15 protein-coding genes are annotated in these 14,505 nt (G+C 63.6%); 4 read left to right on the top strand and 11 right to left on the bottom strand.

All coding sequences use genetic code 11. The annotated features are described in order from the left end of the window. Window positions 1-6: 6 nt before the first annotated feature. Genes ntrC through dusB form a run of 3 tightly spaced genes read right to left on the bottom strand, consistent with a single transcriptional unit; the run spans window position 7 to window position 3,561 of the window. Complete coding sequence (gene ntrC, locus KF827_RS06185) at window positions 7-1,455, bottom strand: nitrogen regulation protein NR(I) (RefSeq protein WP_291001970.1); 1,449 nt, start codon at window positions 1,453-1,455, stop codon at window positions 7-9. After that, entirely contained in the window at window positions 1,452-2,570 is a 1,119-nt protein-coding gene (locus KF827_RS06190; RefSeq protein ID WP_291001972.1) for an ATP-binding protein, read from the bottom strand. Before KF827_RS06190 ends, ntrC begins: the two co-directional genes overlap by 4 nt. A gap of 4 nt (window positions 2,571-2,574) precedes the next feature. Beyond that, a complete protein-coding gene (dusB, locus tag KF827_RS06195) occupies window positions 2,575-3,561 on the bottom strand; it encodes a tRNA dihydrouridine synthase DusB (protein ID WP_291001975.1) in 987 nt (328 codons plus the stop codon). Between the two features lie 128 nt (window positions 3,562-3,689). Here dusB and KF827_RS06200 point away from each other — a divergent pair, with 128 nt between their 5' ends. Genes KF827_RS06200 through KF827_RS06210 form a run of 3 tightly spaced genes read left to right on the top strand, consistent with a single transcriptional unit; the run spans window position 3,690 to window position 5,832 of the window. After that, complete coding sequence (locus KF827_RS06200; RefSeq protein WP_291001978.1) at window positions 3,690-4,865, top strand: bifunctional 2-C-methyl-D-erythritol 4-phosphate cytidylyltransferase/2-C-methyl-D-erythritol 2,4-cyclodiphosphate synthase; 1,176 nt, start codon at window positions 3,690-3,692, stop codon at window positions 4,863-4,865. Further along, complete coding sequence (locus KF827_RS06205) at window positions 4,862-5,320, top strand: phosphatidylglycerophosphatase A (RefSeq protein WP_291001981.1); 459 nt, start codon at window positions 4,862-4,864, stop codon at window positions 5,318-5,320. The genes KF827_RS06200 and KF827_RS06205 overlap by 4 nt, the downstream gene beginning before the upstream one ends. Next, the gene (locus tag KF827_RS06210; RefSeq protein ID WP_291001983.1) at window positions 5,317-5,832 is read left to right on the top strand and encodes a CinA family protein; all 516 of its coding nucleotides are present in this window, start codon (window positions 5,317-5,319) and stop codon (window positions 5,830-5,832) included. The genes KF827_RS06205 and KF827_RS06210 overlap by 4 nt, the downstream gene beginning before the upstream one ends. A gap of 15 nt (window positions 5,833-5,847) precedes the next feature. Here the strand turns inward: KF827_RS06210 and mltG are convergent, their stop codons facing one another. The 5 genes from mltG to fabD form a co-directional block, all read right to left on the bottom strand. Continuing rightward, window positions 5,848-6,822, bottom strand: coding sequence for an endolytic transglycosylase MltG (gene mltG / locus KF827_RS06215; protein WP_291001986.1), 975 nt, complete (start codon window positions 6,820-6,822; stop codon window positions 5,848-5,850). Further along, window positions 6,822-8,099 carry a beta-ketoacyl-ACP synthase II gene (fabF, locus tag KF827_RS06220; RefSeq protein WP_291001989.1) on the bottom strand — a complete coding sequence of 426 codons (1,278 nt, stop codon included), beginning with the start codon at window positions 8,097-8,099 and terminating at the stop codon, window positions 6,822-6,824. The genes mltG and fabF overlap by 1 nt, the downstream gene beginning before the upstream one ends. Before the next feature lie 51 nt (window positions 8,100-8,150). Next, window positions 8,151-8,390 (bottom strand): acyl carrier protein, encoded by a 240-nt coding sequence (locus KF827_RS06225; protein ID WP_291001992.1) that lies wholly within the window; start codon window positions 8,388-8,390, stop codon window positions 8,151-8,153. A gap of 183 nt (window positions 8,391-8,573) precedes the next feature. Then, window positions 8,574-9,311 carry a 3-oxoacyl-[acyl-carrier-protein] reductase gene (fabG, locus tag KF827_RS06230; protein WP_291001994.1) on the bottom strand — a complete coding sequence of 246 codons (738 nt, stop codon included), beginning with the start codon at window positions 9,309-9,311 and terminating at the stop codon, window positions 8,574-8,576. A gap of 26 nt (window positions 9,312-9,337) precedes the next feature. After that, window positions 9,338-10,279, bottom strand: a complete 942-nt coding sequence (fabD, locus tag KF827_RS06235; RefSeq protein WP_291001997.1) for an ACP S-malonyltransferase — start codon at window positions 10,277-10,279, stop codon at window positions 9,338-9,340. Window positions 10,280-10,564: 285 nt separating this feature from the next. Here fabD and KF827_RS06240 point away from each other — a divergent pair, with 285 nt between their 5' ends. Continuing rightward, window positions 10,565-10,786, top strand: a complete 222-nt coding sequence (locus KF827_RS06240) for a hypothetical protein (protein WP_291002000.1) — start codon at window positions 10,565-10,567, stop codon at window positions 10,784-10,786. Between the two features lie 120 nt (window positions 10,787-10,906). Here KF827_RS06240 and KF827_RS06245 read toward each other — a convergent pair whose 3' ends face one another. The 3 genes from KF827_RS06245 to KF827_RS06255 form a co-directional block, all read right to left on the bottom strand. Then, window positions 10,907-11,128, bottom strand: a complete 222-nt coding sequence (locus KF827_RS06245; protein ID WP_291002003.1) for a hypothetical protein — start codon at window positions 11,126-11,128, stop codon at window positions 10,907-10,909. A gap of 151 nt (window positions 11,129-11,279) precedes the next feature. After that, entirely contained in the window at window positions 11,280-12,782 is a 1,503-nt protein-coding gene (locus KF827_RS06250) for a tetratricopeptide repeat protein (RefSeq protein ID WP_291002005.1), read from the bottom strand. Continuing rightward, complete coding sequence (locus tag KF827_RS06255; protein ID WP_291002008.1) at window positions 12,779-14,470, bottom strand: tetratricopeptide repeat protein; 1,692 nt, start codon at window positions 14,468-14,470, stop codon at window positions 12,779-12,781. The genes KF827_RS06250 and KF827_RS06255 overlap by 4 nt, the downstream gene beginning before the upstream one ends. Window positions 14,471-14,505: the final 35 nt, after the last annotated feature.

Below are 14,505 nucleotides of genomic sequence, written 5' to 3' on the forward strand. Positions count from 1 at the left end.
AACCGCTTATTTCAAACCCCGGATAACCTGGATGTTATGGTCGCGGATCTTCTTGCGCAGCGTATTGCGGTTCAGCCCCAGCAGCGAGGCGGCCCGAATCTGGTTGCCGCGCGTGGCCGCCAGGCTGAGTGAGATCAGCGGGATTTCCAACTCACGCAGCATGCGATCATACAACCCGTTGGGGGGCAGATCGTCGCCATGAGCGGCGAAATACTTGGTGAGATGGCGCTCGATGGCACCGGTCAGGGTCTCTTCCTCGCTGGGCTCCGGCGCGCGGGCGGCCTGCGGCGGCTCGGCCAACTCGTTTTCGATCACCTCGATGCCGATTACGTCGTCGGCATAAAGCGCGGCCAGGCGGCGCACCAGGTTTTCCAGTTCGCGCACATTGCCAGGCCAGCGATAGCGGCGCAGCCGCTCCATTGCCTCCGGCGACACGGTCTTGATCGGCAGGCCCTGCAGATGCGCCTGGTTGAGGAAGTGGCGCACCAGATCGGGGATATCCTCGCCGCGCTCGCGCAGCGGCGGCAGGCGCAACGGCACGACATTCAGGCGGTAGAACAAATCCTCGCGGAACAGGCCCTGGTTCACCAATTGGCGCAGATCGCGGTTGGTGGCGGCAACGATACGCACATCGGTGCGGATCGCAGTGCGGCCGCCCACGGTGGTATATTCGCCCTGCTGCAACACGCGCAGCAGACGGGTCTGGGCTTCCAGCGGCATATCGCCGATTTCGTCCAGGAACAGCGTGCCGCCTTCCGATTGCTCGAAACGGCCGGCATAGCGCGCATTGGCGCCGGTGAAGGCGCCCTTTTCATGGCCGAACAATTCGGATTCGATCAGCTCGCGCGGAATCGCCGCCATGTTGATCGCCACGAAAGGACCATTGCGGCGCTTGCCGTAATCATGCAGCGCACGCGCCACCAATTCCTTGCCGGTGCCGCTCTCGCCCGAGATCAGCACGGTAAGGTCGGTGCCCATCAGGCGCGCCATCACGCGGTAGATTTCCTGCATCGAGGGCGAACGGCCGATCAACGGCAGCTTTTCCTCGTCGGCAACCGCCTCGCTGCTTTCCGAGGGCTGCGCCTTGGGCTGGCTCAGGGCGCGCTCAACCACCCGCAGCAATTCCTTCAGATCGAAGGGCTTGGGCAGATAATCATAGGCGCCGCGTTCGGCCGCCTTCACGGCGGTGAGCAGGGTTTTCTGCGCGCTCATCACGATGATCGGCAGATCCGGCCGGATGCGCTTGATGCGCGGCAGCAGGTCCAGCCCGTTTTCGTCCGGCATCACCACATCGGTGATGACCAGGTCGCCCTCGCCTTCCGACGCCCAGCGCCACAGCGTGGCGGCATTGCCGGTGGTGCGGACCTGATAGCCCACCCGCCCCAATGCCTGATCGAGCACGGTGCGGATGGACCGATCGTCATCTGCGACGAGGATCGTGCCCTTGTTACTCATGCTAATCCTCCGGACTCCTCGGTTGCCGGGTTATGCACCGGCAGCCGCGCACTGAACACGGTACGGCGAGGGCGGCTATCGCATTCGATCACGCCGCCGTGGTCGCCAATGATCTTCGCCACCAATGCAAGACCCAGGCCGCTGCCATAAGACTTGGTGGTGACGAACGGATCGAACAGATAAGGTCGGATATCCTCGCTCACGCCGGGGCCGTTATCCTGCACGGTCACTTCCAGCGGCAGATGGATACGATCCCGCGAACCGCGCACGGCCAGCCGCACGCCATGGCGATAGGCCGTGGTCAGCGTAAGCTCGCCGCCCGGATCGCCGCCGATGGCCTCTACCGCGTTTTTCACCAGATTGAGAAACACCTGGATCAGTTGGTCGCGGTTGCCGAAAACCGGCGGCAGCGAAGGATCGTAGCGTTCGATGAAGCGTATATTCTTGCCGAAGCCGGCCTGCGCCACCTTGCGCACATGTTCCAGCACCTGATGGATATTCACCGGGCCGCGCTCGATGGGGCGCTTGTCGGAGAATACTTCCATGCCATCCACCAACGCGCAGATGCGGTCGGTTTCATCGCAAATCAGCCGGGTGAGCTCGCGGTCGGCCGGGCTGACGCTGCCCTCTAGCAACTGCGCGGCGCCCCGGATGCCCGAGAGCGGATTCTTCACCTCATGCGCCAGCACGGCGGCCATGCCGGTGACCGAGCGCGCAGCGCCGCGATGGGTCAACTGACGATCGATCTTGGCGGCCATGGAGCGCTCATCCAGCCGCAGGATCACATGGTCGGGCAACTCCGGCACCGGCGAAACCTGCACATCCACCAATCGCTCGCCAAGCCGCGGCGAACCGAGATCCACATCATATTCCGACACCGTATGGCGATCGCGCTGCACCTGCCCCACAAGCTGCAGGATCGGGCTGCCGAAGGGCACGATGTCGCGAATATTCTGCCGGCACAGCATGGCTGAGCCGGAATCGAAAAACTGTTCGGCGGCGGGATTCACATAGGCAATCACGCCCTGCTTGCCCAGCACCAGGATCGGATTGGGGATCGAGCCGAGCACCAGCGCGGCATCGAGATTGGGCTGATCGATCAGACGTTCGGACATCGGATCACGCCGCCAGACGGTCGAGCACGGGGGCATAGAAATCCCGCACGGCCTGGCGCGCCTCGTCCGGCGCCTCGATCCGCATGATGCGGGTGCGGAATTCAGCCGAACCCGGCAGACCCTTGGAATACCAGGCCACATGCTTGCGTGCGATCTTGCTGCCGGTATGGGTGCCGTAATGCACCAGCATGGCATCGTAATGCTCGAGCACCAGGGCTTCCTGTTCGGCAAGCGTAGGATCGGGCAACCGCGTGCCATCGCGCAGGTAGGCCATCACCTGGTTCAAAAACCACGGCTTGCCATAGGCGCCACGACCGATCATCACGCCATCGGCGCCCGATTGCTCCAGCGCCGCCTTAGCCTCTTCCAGCGTGGTGATATCGCCGTTCACGATCACCGGGATCGACACGGCTTCCTTCACCTGGCGCACAAAGCCCCAGTCGGCAGAGCCGTTATACATCTGGCAGCGGGTGCGGCCATGCACCGTCAGCATCCGTATGCCCTCGCCCTCGGCGATCCTGGCCAGTTCGGGCGCGTTGCGATTGGCATGGTCCCAACCGGTGCGCATCTTCAGGGTGACCGGCAGTTTCACGGCCTTCACCGTGGCGGTGATCAGGCCCTTGGCATGCTCCAGGTCGCGCATCAGCGCCGAACCGGCATAGCCGTTCACCACCTTCTTCACCGGGCAGCCCATATTGATGTCGATGATGGCGGCGCCCTTGTCTTCATTCAGGCGCGCGGCTTCGGCCATCACATGGCCTTCGCAGCCGGCAAGCTGCACCGACATGGGAAATTCTTCCGGCGCCACCTCGGCCATCTTCAGGGATTGGCGCGAGGCACGTACCATCGCCTCGGAAGCGATCATTTCAGACACAACCAACCCCGCCCCGGCGCGCTTGACGAGCCGGCGGAAGGGCAGATCGGTGACGCCAGACATCGGCGCGAGGATCACCGGATCCTCGATTGTCACGGGGCCAATTTGTATGCTCATAATTTAGTCATCACTGGATGATGCTCACTTGTTGGTCAATGTACAAACAAAGGTACCGCACTGCAACATGATTTGTTGCATCCTGCAGCATTTGCCTTTCCAAGCCCGCCTCGGCTAGGCTGCGCGCCATGCAAACCAGCGCCCTGATCGTCGCAGGAGGCCGCGGCCATCGCGCCGGCGGCGAAATCCCAAAGCAATATCAATTGCTTGGTGGGATACCCCTGATCACTCATAGCATCGCCCGGCTGCTCGCCCATCCGGCCATCGACCGGGTGCAGGTGGTGATCCACCGCGACGACGGCACTTTCTATCATGACGCGATTAAAAATCTAGCCGACGCCAAAAAATTGGCACCGGCCTGTTTTGGCGGCAGCCAGCGCCAAGACTCTGTGCGCCTCGGGCTGGAGGCCCTGGCGGCCACCAACCCCACCGATCTGGTGCTGATTCACGACGCGGCAAGACCTTTCGTTACCGAGGCCGAGATCGACCGTCTGCTGGCGGCGCTCACCACCAGCCCAGGGGCCATCCTTGCGGTGCCGGTGGTGGATACGCTGAAACGTGCCGATGAACAAGGCCGTATGCTCGGCGGCGCGGATCGCACCGGACTTTGGCGTGCACAGACACCGCAAGCTTTCCACTTTCAGGCCATATTGGATGCCCATCGCGCAGCCGCCGGCCAAAGCCTGACCGACGATGCCGCCGTGGCCGAACAGGCCGGGCTTGCAGTATTATGCGTGACCGGCCGCGACGAGAATTTCAAAGTGACGGCACCGGAAGACTTCCAGCGCGCCGAGCGGCAATTGCTGCTGGCCCGGCCTGATATAAGAGTAGGCCAAGGCTTCGACGTGCATGCCTTCGATGCCGAACCGGGCCGCCGCGCCCTTGTGCTGGCCGGGATCGAACTATCGCACAGCCATGGCCTTGCCGGACATTCGGATGCCGATGTGGCATTGCATGCACTCACCGATGCCTTGTTAGGCGCCATCGGCGATGGCGATATCGGCGCACATTTCCCGCCCTCGGACGCGCGCTGGAAAGGCGTGGCCAGCGAACGCTTTCTGCGCCACGCGGTGGATCTGGTGCATAAGCGCGACGGCCTTATCGCCCATTTGGATCTCACCATCATCTGCGAGGCACCGAAAGTGGGGCCCTACCGCGAAGCCATGCGCAAGCGCATCGCCGGCATTTGCGGCCTGCCTGTGGATCGCGTGGCGGTGAAGGCCACCACCACCGAGAAACTCGGCTTCACCGGTCGGCGCGAAGGCATCGCGGCACAGGCCGTGGCAACGGTTCGCCTGCCATGATCAACGGCCTGGCCTTCGCGCTTTGCACCTGGTTCGGCCTCGGCAAAATGCCCAAGGCGCCAGGAAGCTGGGGTTCGCTGGGCGCCCTGCCCTTTGCCTGGCTGCTGCAAGGCTGGGGCGGCTGGCCGGCCCTGGCTATCGCGCTTGGCCTGATTTGCCTGCTTTCGCTGTGGGCCGTCGCAATCTATCTGCGCAACTGGCCAGGCGACGATCCCGGCGAGATCGTGATCGACGAAGTGGCCGGCCAATGGCTGGTGCTGCTTTTCGTACCGCAGGATTGGCTGCTTTATGCCCTGGGTTTTGTGGTGTTTCGCGTGCTGGATATCTCCAAGCCCTGGCCGGCCTCCTGGGCCGACAGCCGCCTGCATGGACCGAAAGGCATCCTGCTCGACGACCTGCTAGCGGCGGTGTATGGCTGCCTGATCATGGTCGGCGTGCAAAGGATGTTGGCATGAACGCTGAAATCGCTTCCGAAATAGAAAAGCTGGCAGCCGAAGTGCTGGCAGCCTGCCGCAAACGCGGGGTGATGCTGACAACGGCGGAATCCTGCACCGGCGGCCTGATCGCCGGCGCACTCACCGCGATTGCCGGTTCATCCGACGTGATGGAGCGCGGCTTCGTCACCTATTCCAACGAAGCAAAAATCGGCATGCTGCGCGTGCCGGCCGAGATCATCGCCGGGCGCGGCGCGGTAAGCGAGGAAGTGGCGCGCGCCATGGCCGAGGGCGCGGTGCGCAACAGCAATGCCCAGATCGGCATCGCCTGCACCGGCATTGCCGGCCCGGGAAACAGTTCGGGTGGCGGCTCGGCGGCAAAACCGGTTGGCCTTGTGCATATCGCCGTGGCGATGGTGCAGGAGGATACGCTGCATGCCGAAATGCGCTATGGCGATATCGGCCGCGCGGAGGTGCGCGAAGCCACGGTGCGCGATGCGTTGAAGATGGCGCTCAGGATGCTGGGCGCCTGAGCTATATGGCCTGAACTACTTCTGCTGCGCGCGATAGATCGCCACGTTGCGCAGATGCTGGTCGTAGGTTTCGGCAAACAGATGCCCGCCGCTGCCATCGGCCACGAAGTAGAGATATTTCGTAGCCGCAGGTGCCAGCGCGGCGGCCAGGCTGGCACGGCCGGGATGGTTGATCGGCGTGGGCGGCATGCCATCGATCACATAGGTGTTCCATGGTGTGGGCTGGGCCAGATCGGCGCGGCTGAGCGGGCGGTCGAGGTCGCGCAGACCGCGGGTGATGCCGTAGATCACCGTGGGATCGGTTTGCAGTTTCATGCCGCGTCGCAGGCGATTGACGAACACGCCGGCCACCACCGGGCGTTCCTCGGCCTTGGGCGTTTCCGCCTCCACGATGGAAGCCATGATCACGGCCTGCGCCATACTGGCGTAAGGCAGCGCCGGATCGCGCGCTGCCCAGAGCCGTTGCAGCAATTCATCGCGGGCCCGGCCCATGCGCCGCAGCATCTCCGCCCGACTATCGCCATGCAGGTAATTGTAGGTCTCGGGCAGCAGCGTACCTTCATCGGGCAAAGCGGATGGCGCCTCGCCGCTCATCGCTTCGGCTTTGCTCAGCAGCGCGAGAATCTCCGCGCTGCTGAGGCCTTCGGGCACGGTGAATTTACGTTGGAAAACCCGGCCAGCAGCAATCTGCGCCAGGATGGCGCGCGGGCTTTCATGAGCAGCGATGGCATATTCGCCGGCCTTGAGAGCGGGGCCGAAACTGGTCCACCAGCCGGCCAGCATGAATAGCCGCGCATCGCCAACCGCCCCAGCATCATGCAGGCGTGCCGCAATGCCCGCCAGGCCCTCGCCGCGCGGCACCAACACCAGGGTTGTTTCAGGGAGTGGGCCTGCCCGGTCCAGCCATTGGCTGAACCACCAGGCCGAGCCAGCCGCCGCCGCACCGACCGCCAGCAGCAGAGCCAGCAGCGGGCGCAGCAGGGATTTCATCAAGTCTCGACGCGCTTGAGCACCAGCGAAGCGTTGGTGCCGCCGAAGCCGAACGAATTCGACAAAGCCGCACGCACCTCGCGCTGCTTGGCCTTGTAGGGCACCAGATCGATGCCTTCCGAGCCATCGCAGGGATCGTCGAGATTGAGCGTGGGCGGCACGATGCCGGTCTTGATCGCCAACGTGGAGAAAATCGCTTCCACCGCACCGGCAGCGCCAAGCAGGTGACCGATGGCCGACTTGGTGGAGGACATCGACAGCGTGGCCGCAGCATTGCCGAACACACGCTTCACGGCGCCAAGTTCGATTTCGTCGCCCAGCGGCGTAGAGGTGCCATGGGCATTCACGTAATCGATCTCGCCCGGGCTCATGCCGGCGCGCTTCAGCGCCATCTGCATGCAGCGGAAAGCGCCATCGCCGCTTTCATGCGGGGCCGTGATGTGATGCGCATCGCCGGTCAGGCCATAGCCGACCACTTCGGCATAGATCTTGGCGCCACGCGCCTTGGCATGCTCGTATTCTTCCAACACCACAACGCCGGCGCCCTCGCCCATCACGAAGCCGTCGCGACCCTTATCCCAGGGGCGCGAGCCCTTGGTGGGGGTGTCGTTGAAACCGGTGGAAAGCGCACGGGCGGCGGCAAAGCCGGCCACGCCGAGCGGGCCGATGGTGGCTTCCGCACCGCCGGCAATCATCACATCGGCATCGTCCCACATGATCAGGCGGGCCGCATCGCCGATGGCATGCGCGCCGGTGGAACAGGCCGTCACCACAGCGTGATTCGGACCCTTGAAGCCGTGTTCGATGGAAACATGGCCAGACACCAGATTGATCAGGCGGCCGGGCACGAAAAACGGGCTGATGCGGCGATGGCCCTTTTCCTTCAGAGTAATCGCGGCTTCCTCGATACCATTGAGGCCGCCGATGCCGGAGCCGATCAGCACGCCGGTGCGGCAACGCTGTTCTTCATTGGCCGGCACCCACCCCGAATCGGTCACCGCCTGCTTGGCGGCAGCCACGCCGTAGACGATGAAATCGTCCACCCGCTTCAGCTCCTTGCCGTCCATCCATTCGGTCGGCTCGAACGCATCAGCGCGATCAGGGAAATCTTTTTTAAGGGGCACCTGGCCGGCAATACGGCACGGCATCTCACCTGCATCAAAACGGGTGATCGGGCCGAGGCCCGATTCACCATTGATCAGGCGCGTCCAGGTTGCGTCCACGCCATTACCCAACGGCGTAACCAAGCCGAGGCCGGTGACGACGACACGACGCATGTGGAAGCCTCTTTTTAAATGATCCGAGACAGCCTTGATCCGATCAACGGATCAGGCCGAAGCCTTCTCGGAGATGAAGTCGATCGCATCCTTCACGGTGAGGATCTTTTCGGCGGCATCATCGGGGATTTCGACGCCGAATTCCTCTTCGAACGCCATGACCAGTTCGACCGTATCCAGGCTATCGGCGCCCAGATCGTCGATGAAGCTGGCAGCATCGGTGACCTTTTCGGCCTCAACGCCCAGATGCTCGACGACGATCTTCTTCACGCGTTCGGCGATATCGCTCATTGTCCTTAATCCTTGTGATTCGTTGCCACGTTAAGCTGTTCCAAAACCCGAATGGCATTCCGGTCCGGCCCGTGGTTGGGGGCCTATTAGCATAGAATATCCGGGGGGCCAAGCGTCCTTAACTTAGCCTCCCAACTCGCCCTGGAGTCGCCCCGGTAACCCACCGGAGTCGGCCCGGGTAGATCAAATCATGGCCATACCGCCGTTAACGTGCAAGGTCTGGCCCGTCACATAGGCCGCCTCGGTAGAGGCCAGATAGGCGACGGCAGCGGCAACTTCCAGCCCCTGCCCCAATCTTTGGGCCGGAATCTTGGCCATGATGGCGGTTTTCTGCTGTTCGTTCAGCACATCGGTCATGGCGGTTTCGATGAAACCCGGGGCCACGCAATTCACCGTAATGTTGCGGGAGGCCACTTCCTGCGCCAGGGATTTCGACAGGCCGACCAGGCCGGCCTTGGCGGCGGCATAATTCAGCTGGCCGGGATTGCCGGTGGTGCCCACCACGGAGGTAATATTCACGATGCGGCCCCAGCGGCGCTTCATCATGCCCTTCAGCGAGGCGCGGCTGAGCCGGAAGGCGGCGGTGAGATTCACATCCAGCACCGCCTGCCAGTCTTCATCTTTCATGCGCATGGCCAGGCCATCGCGGGTGATGCCGGCATTGTTCACCAGGATATCAACCTGGCCCATGGCAGCCTCGGCCTGGCCGATCAGGGCATCTACGGCAGCCGCATCGCCCAGGTTGCAGGGCAGCACGAAAGCGCGTTCGCCCAGCTTGTCGGCCAGTTCACGCAGCACCGATTCACGAGTGCCCGACAGGCCGACCGTTGCGCCCTGGCCATGCAACGTGGTGGCGATGGCATTGCCGATGCCGCCTGTGGCGCCGGTAACGAGGGCGAATTTGCCGGTGAGATCGAACATGGGAGTTTCCTTATGCTTTAAACGGATCAGACCGACTTGGCCCAGGCTTCCAGATCGGCCGGGCTGTTGAGGCTGCTCGCCTCCACGCTCTTTTCGATGCGCTTCACCAGGCCCGCCAACACTTTGCCGGTTCCGATTTCCACCGCGCGCTGCACGCCCTGCTGGGCCAGCCACAATGTGCATTCGCGCCAGCGCACCAGGCCGGTCACCTGCGCCACCAGCAGCTTCTTGATATCGGCGGGATTGCTTTCGCCCTTGGCGGTGACGTTGGAAACCACCGGCAAACGCGGCGGATTCAGCGTTACACGGTCCAGCGCCTCCTGCATGGCATCGGCGGCAGGCTGCATCAATGCGCAATGGAACGGGGCGCTTACCGGCAGCAGAATGGCGCGCTTGCCGCCCTTGGCCTTGGCCACATCCAGCGCGCGCTCCACGGCGGTCTTCTTGCCGGAAATCACCACCTGACCGGGGCCATTATCATTGGCACAGCCCAGCACTTCGCCCTGCGCGGCCTCATCCACCACGGTCTGCGCCACATCGAGATCGAGGCCCAGCAGCGCGGCCATGGCACCCTCGCCCACCGGCACCGCCTTCTGCATCGCCTGGCCGCGCAGCTTCAGCAGCCGCGCGGTATCCGCCAGGCCCAACGCGCCAAGTGCGCAAAGTGCGGAATATTCGCCCAGCGAATGGCCGGCGGCATAGCTGCCCTTGGCAGCCAAGTCGATACCGAAATCCTTTTGCAGCACCCGGGCTGCGGCCACACTCACCGCCATCAGGGCGGGCTGGGTGTTTTCGGTCAGCGTCAACTCGGTTTCCGGCCCCTCGAACATCAGGCTGCTGAGTTTCTGCGACAGCGCATCATCCACTTCCTGGAATACCTCGCGGGCGGTGGCGAAGGCATCGGCCAAATCCTTGCCCATGCCAACGGCCTGGCTGCCCTGGCCGGGAAACAGAAACGCAAGTGTCATGATCGGAAGCTCCTCATGCGCCGGCTTGGAATACCGGACTCCCTGGGATTAATAAGCAGGAATAACGGGCGCCAGTGATAGCCCCCCCATGGCCCAAGTCAAGCCGCCAGGCATCGATATGTTCCGTATACATCCCAAATCCCCGCCCATTGCTTCCGGCCTGCCGACTGACGCCGGACTGTGACTGCGGCTACATGAATTCTTGATTATGGCCGCAGAGAGGGAATTGCCGGAATGCCGCTGTGGGCATAGAATGGCCGCATCGCTTCAGAAGGAACCGATACCATGTCAGCCATTCAGCAGCAGCTTCAGCTTGTCGGCGCCCAGGTGGCCCGCGATACGCAACTGGCAGTGTTGAGCGCCGTTTCGGCCAGCTTGGAAAACGTCAAGCAGATCACCGCACCGGAAAATCAGCAGCCCGCGCAGTCGAATGCGGCCCCAGCCCAGGCACAGCCCCAGGCCCCGCTGCCCCAAGGCGTTGGCGGCTCTGTGGATCTCACCACCTGATTTTCCGCCTCAAGCAAATATAGAACGCAACACGGCACCGCTCCGCACGCGCGGAAGCGATGCCGTTGGCATTTTCAGGCCGCTTTGCCGCCCGCCCCAATGGAGCGATGCGGCGATGCTTTACTTGGCGTCGAACGCGCCAGAGCGGATGGTATCGGGCAGGCGTTCCAGACCATGAGCGGTCACCGCCTTGCCGAAAATCGCGGTCAATTCCGCCAATGCCATGCTCATGGCAATCGCAGCCACAACTTCACGCGACACGCCGCCATTCACCAGGGCTTCCCAAGTGGCCACGAAGGCCTCACGAGTTACCTTGCTCTGTTCTTCTTCGGACATCGACATGGGCTAAGCCCCCTTTTCCTGCTGTTCCGGCCGAATCGGTATGCTGTCCGGCTTGAGCGGATTGTTTGTCGCAAAAAGTGGTTGACCGATGGTAAACGCCGACACAAAGGAATTGCGCGGCGAACTCTAACTGGCTCAGCCTAGCAGCTTTTCAGCCCGGTGGCGTGCCTATTTCCCGCAACCTGCGGTCCAACTGGGCAGCCGGCCCCTCGCCAACAGCGGCCCGCAACAGCCGCAGACTGGGATACCAGGGCGTGGCATCGCCCTGGCTGCCCCAATACCATTGCGTACCGCGCGCCGCCGGCAGCAACACCCAACCCGGCTTGCCGAGTGCGCCGGCCAGATGCACTGCGCTGTTGCTGGTGCTGACTATGCCATCCAACGCCGCGATTTGCGCCGCCTGTTCATCGGGGGCGACAAGCGGATCCACTTCGACATCGTGATACGGCGGGCGGGCCATGGCGGCCCGCTCGGCTGCGGTATCGCCATATTGCAAAGTCACGCAAAGGCAATCCGGCCGTTCCAGCAATGGCGCGAAATCCGCCAAGCCACCAGACTTGTAATGCCCCAGCGCGGGATTGCCGCTGCGCCAGGCGATGCCGAGAATGAAACCAGTCTCCCGCATAGCAGGCGGCAACATGGCCTCATATTTCGCACGATAATGCGCAACCCGCGCCGGGTCGGCCCGCAGATAGCCATCATGCCAGGGAAAATCGGTGATCCGCGCACGAAACAATCCGCCCAGATCGGCCGACGAAACCTGATGCGTCAGGCCATGGGCTGCGGGATCGAAACCATCATGGCGGCCCACCACCTCGATATCGGGAAAGCTGCGGGCAAAGAGCGGCACTAACCGTGGCTCGCAATACAGCAATGCATCGCGCTGGCGTTTCAGCAACTCCGGCAGCAGGCTGGCAAACAGGATTTCATCGCCCAAGCCCTGCTCGCCCCAGACCAGCAAACGTTGGCCGGGCAATAACGGAATGCCAGGCCAATCCGGCAGGCCGCAGCCGAAATGCGCCGTGAAGGGCGGCTTCACCTGATGGCGCCAGGCATAGCCGGCCCAGCCTTCCGGCAGATCGCCCAGCAACAGATTGGCCAGGCCCAGCATGTAATGCAGCCGGGCATCCTTCGGCTTCAATGCCAGCGCCTTGCGATAGAAATCCCGCGCCTTGGCGGCGTCGCCGCGTTCTGCTGCCAGATGGCCCAACGTACCCAAGGCGGCGGCATTGCCTGGATCGCGGTGCAAGGCCTGCTTGGCGGCCAGGCGCGCTTCATCGATACGGCCGTCGGCATGGGCGGCAGCGGCTAGAAGCGCCCAGATATCGGCGCGCTCGGGCTGCACCTGGCTGCAATGCCGCGCAAGATCCGCAGCCTCGGCATTATAACCGATCAGCAACAGCAGCCGCGCTTTCGCCACCATGGCCAACAGATGATCGGGCCGGTGCTGCAGCAGCAGATCCACAATGCCCAGCGCCGCCGGCTGGCGTTCCAGCGCCACCAGCACATCGGCCAGCGCCAGCGCGATATCGGCATTGCCGGGATCCTGCGGCAATGCCTTGCCCAGCAGATCGGCTGCGCCCGGCAGGTTGCCTTCGCGCTTCAAGACGCGGGCTGCCTCCAGAATCGCGGCTGTATCTGCGATGCCGGTCATGCACGCCCCGCCTGCATATCGGCGGCCAGCGCCTGAATCGGGCTGAGGCGATCATCGGCATTGGCCGGGCGGTACAGTTTGGCGCCGGGCCGCCAGATCGATGCATCGCCGCTTTCGCCCCAATACCACAACAAGCCATGCTCGAAAGGCAGCAGCACACGGCTCGGCACAGCCAAGGCGCAGGCCAGATGCACAACGGCGGTGCTGATCGACACCACTGCATCCAGCGCCGATATCTGCGCTGCCTGGCCATCGATATCGCTGAGCGGATCCACATCGGCATCCACATGCAAAGCGATACCATGCTGGGCATGCAAGGCGGCAATCTCATCGGCGCAATCGCCATATTGCAGCGATACGAAGGCGACGCCCGGCAGGCGCAGGATGGGTAACAGATCCACCAATCGTAGCGATTTGGAATCGCCCAGGGCCGGATTGCCGCTGCGCCACGACAGGCCGATCACACGCTCGGCCTGCAGGCTGCGATAGCGCTGGGCGAAAATCTGGCTGCGCAGCGGATCGGCGCGCAGATAAGGCACATCCTGCGCCGGCGCAGCCTGCATACGGCGCAAGCGCGAGGCCAGATCGCAGATCGAAATCTGATGCGTGGCACCGAACACCCGCAAATCCGTATCGGCGCGCACGGCATGTATGTCCGCGCCCTTGAAGGCACGGCGGAATAACGGTTCCAGCCGCGCCGAACACAGCAGCACAAGATCGATGCCCGCCGCCAGCAATTCCGGGACATAGCCAGCCTGCAGGATTTCGTCGCCGATCCCCTGCTCGGCCCAGATCAGCAAGCGCAGGCCGGGCACATCGGCGCCATCCCAATAGGGCAGCCCGGCACGCGCCAGGGGCGCGCGGCTTTCCGGCCGATCAGGGCGATGCTCGAGCAACGGCCAAGCCTCCGCCACATGGCCGGCACGCAGCAACGCATTGCCGTAATTGCGCCGGGCAGACACCTCATTGGGCATTGCCGCATAAGCCTGCCGATAGCATTCCAGCGCCGCGACACGGTCGCCGCGATGGGCCAGGATCAAACCCTTGGTACCGATTGCCTGACCATCCCCGGGTGCCAGCGCCAGAGCCTTGGCAATCGCCTGCATCGCGCCCTCGGCATCATGCTGCCGCAGCAGGCATTCGGCCAATCCGGTCCACGCCGCCACAGCCTGCGGCTGGCTCGCCAGCGCGGCCTCGAAAGCCTGCTTCGCCTCGGCCAATCTTTGCAGTTTGCGCAAGGCATGCGCCCGATCCAGCAACAGACCGGCATGATCCGGCTGCAAGGTCAGGGCGCGGTCCAACACCGGCAGCGCTTCGGCGGCACGATCCATGCGGCGCAGCATGCCACCATAGCTGCCCAGAACGGCCGGATTATCCGGCTGCAACGCCAGCAGGCGCTCCAGCCAGCCCAGGGCCTCCTGCGGGGCATCGCGCTCGGCAGCAAGCTGGGCCAACTGCGCCATGGTTGCGGGATGATCGGGTGCCAGTTGCAAAGCTTTGAGCAGGGCGGCTTCCGCGCCGGCCCTGTCGCCCTGGGCCCGCAGCGCCAAGCCGCGTATTTGCCACGCCACGGCAGTATCCGGAACAGCCTGCAAAGCTTTCAGGGCGGCGGCGGGATTACCTGAACTCAGCGCGCGGGCCGCCTGCGCCAAGGCTGCTGCTTGGGCGGCGTCGAGATCGGCGCTCATGATTTGAAACGCGGAAACAGGTGTCAGCGGGGCTT

The sequence above is a fragment of the Ferrovibrio sp. genome, from assembly GCF_019636075.1.
Taxonomy (GTDB): domain Bacteria; phylum Pseudomonadota; class Alphaproteobacteria; order Ferrovibrionales; family Ferrovibrionaceae; genus Ferrovibrio.

Excerpts from the sequence above, each read along its gene's own strand:
- KF827_RS06240 (WP_291002000.1), top strand. The coding sequence starts at position 10,565 with ATGTCAGCCATTCAGCAGCAGCTTCAGCTTGTCGGCGCCCAGGTGGCC.
- mltG (WP_291001986.1), bottom strand. The coding sequence starts at position 6,822 with ATGAAATCCCTGCTGCGCCCGCTGCTGGCTCTGCTGCTGGCGGTCGGT.
- KF827_RS06255 (WP_291002008.1), bottom strand. The coding sequence starts at position 14,470 with ATGAGCGCCGATCTCGACGCCGCCCAAGCAGCAGCCTTGGCGCAGGCG.
- fabG (WP_291001994.1), bottom strand. The coding sequence starts at position 9,311 with ATGTTCGATCTCACCGGCAAATTCGCCCTCGTTACCGGCGCCACAGGC.
- fabD (WP_291001997.1), bottom strand. The coding sequence starts at position 10,279 with ATGACACTTGCGTTTCTGTTTCCCGGCCAGGGCAGCCAGGCCGTTGGC.
- KF827_RS06190 (WP_291001972.1), bottom strand. The coding sequence starts at position 2,570 with ATGTCCGAACGTCTGATCGATCAGCCCAATCTCGATGCCGCGCTGGTG.
- KF827_RS06245 (WP_291002003.1), bottom strand. The coding sequence starts at position 11,128 with ATGTCGATGTCCGAAGAAGAACAGAGCAAGGTAACTCGTGAGGCCTTC.
- KF827_RS06250 (WP_291002005.1), bottom strand. The coding sequence starts at position 12,782 with ATGACCGGCATCGCAGATACAGCCGCGATTCTGGAGGCAGCCCGCGTC.
- KF827_RS06210 (WP_291001983.1), top strand. The coding sequence starts at position 5,317 with ATGAACGCTGAAATCGCTTCCGAAATAGAAAAGCTGGCAGCCGAAGTG.
- KF827_RS06225 (WP_291001992.1), bottom strand. The coding sequence starts at position 8,390 with ATGAGCGATATCGCCGAACGCGTGAAGAAGATCGTCGTCGAGCATCTG.
- ntrC (WP_291001970.1), bottom strand. The coding sequence starts at position 1,455 with ATGAGTAACAAGGGCACGATCCTCGTCGCAGATGACGATCGGTCCATC.
- KF827_RS06200 (WP_291001978.1), top strand. The coding sequence starts at position 3,690 with ATGCAAACCAGCGCCCTGATCGTCGCAGGAGGCCGCGGCCATCGCGCC.
- dusB (WP_291001975.1), bottom strand. The coding sequence starts at position 3,561 with ATGAGCATACAAATTGGCCCCGTGACAATCGAGGATCCGGTGATCCTC.
- KF827_RS06205 (WP_291001981.1), top strand. The coding sequence starts at position 4,862 with ATGATCAACGGCCTGGCCTTCGCGCTTTGCACCTGGTTCGGCCTCGGC.
- fabF (WP_291001989.1), bottom strand. The coding sequence starts at position 8,099 with ATGCGTCGTGTCGTCGTCACCGGCCTCGGCTTGGTTACGCCGTTGGGT.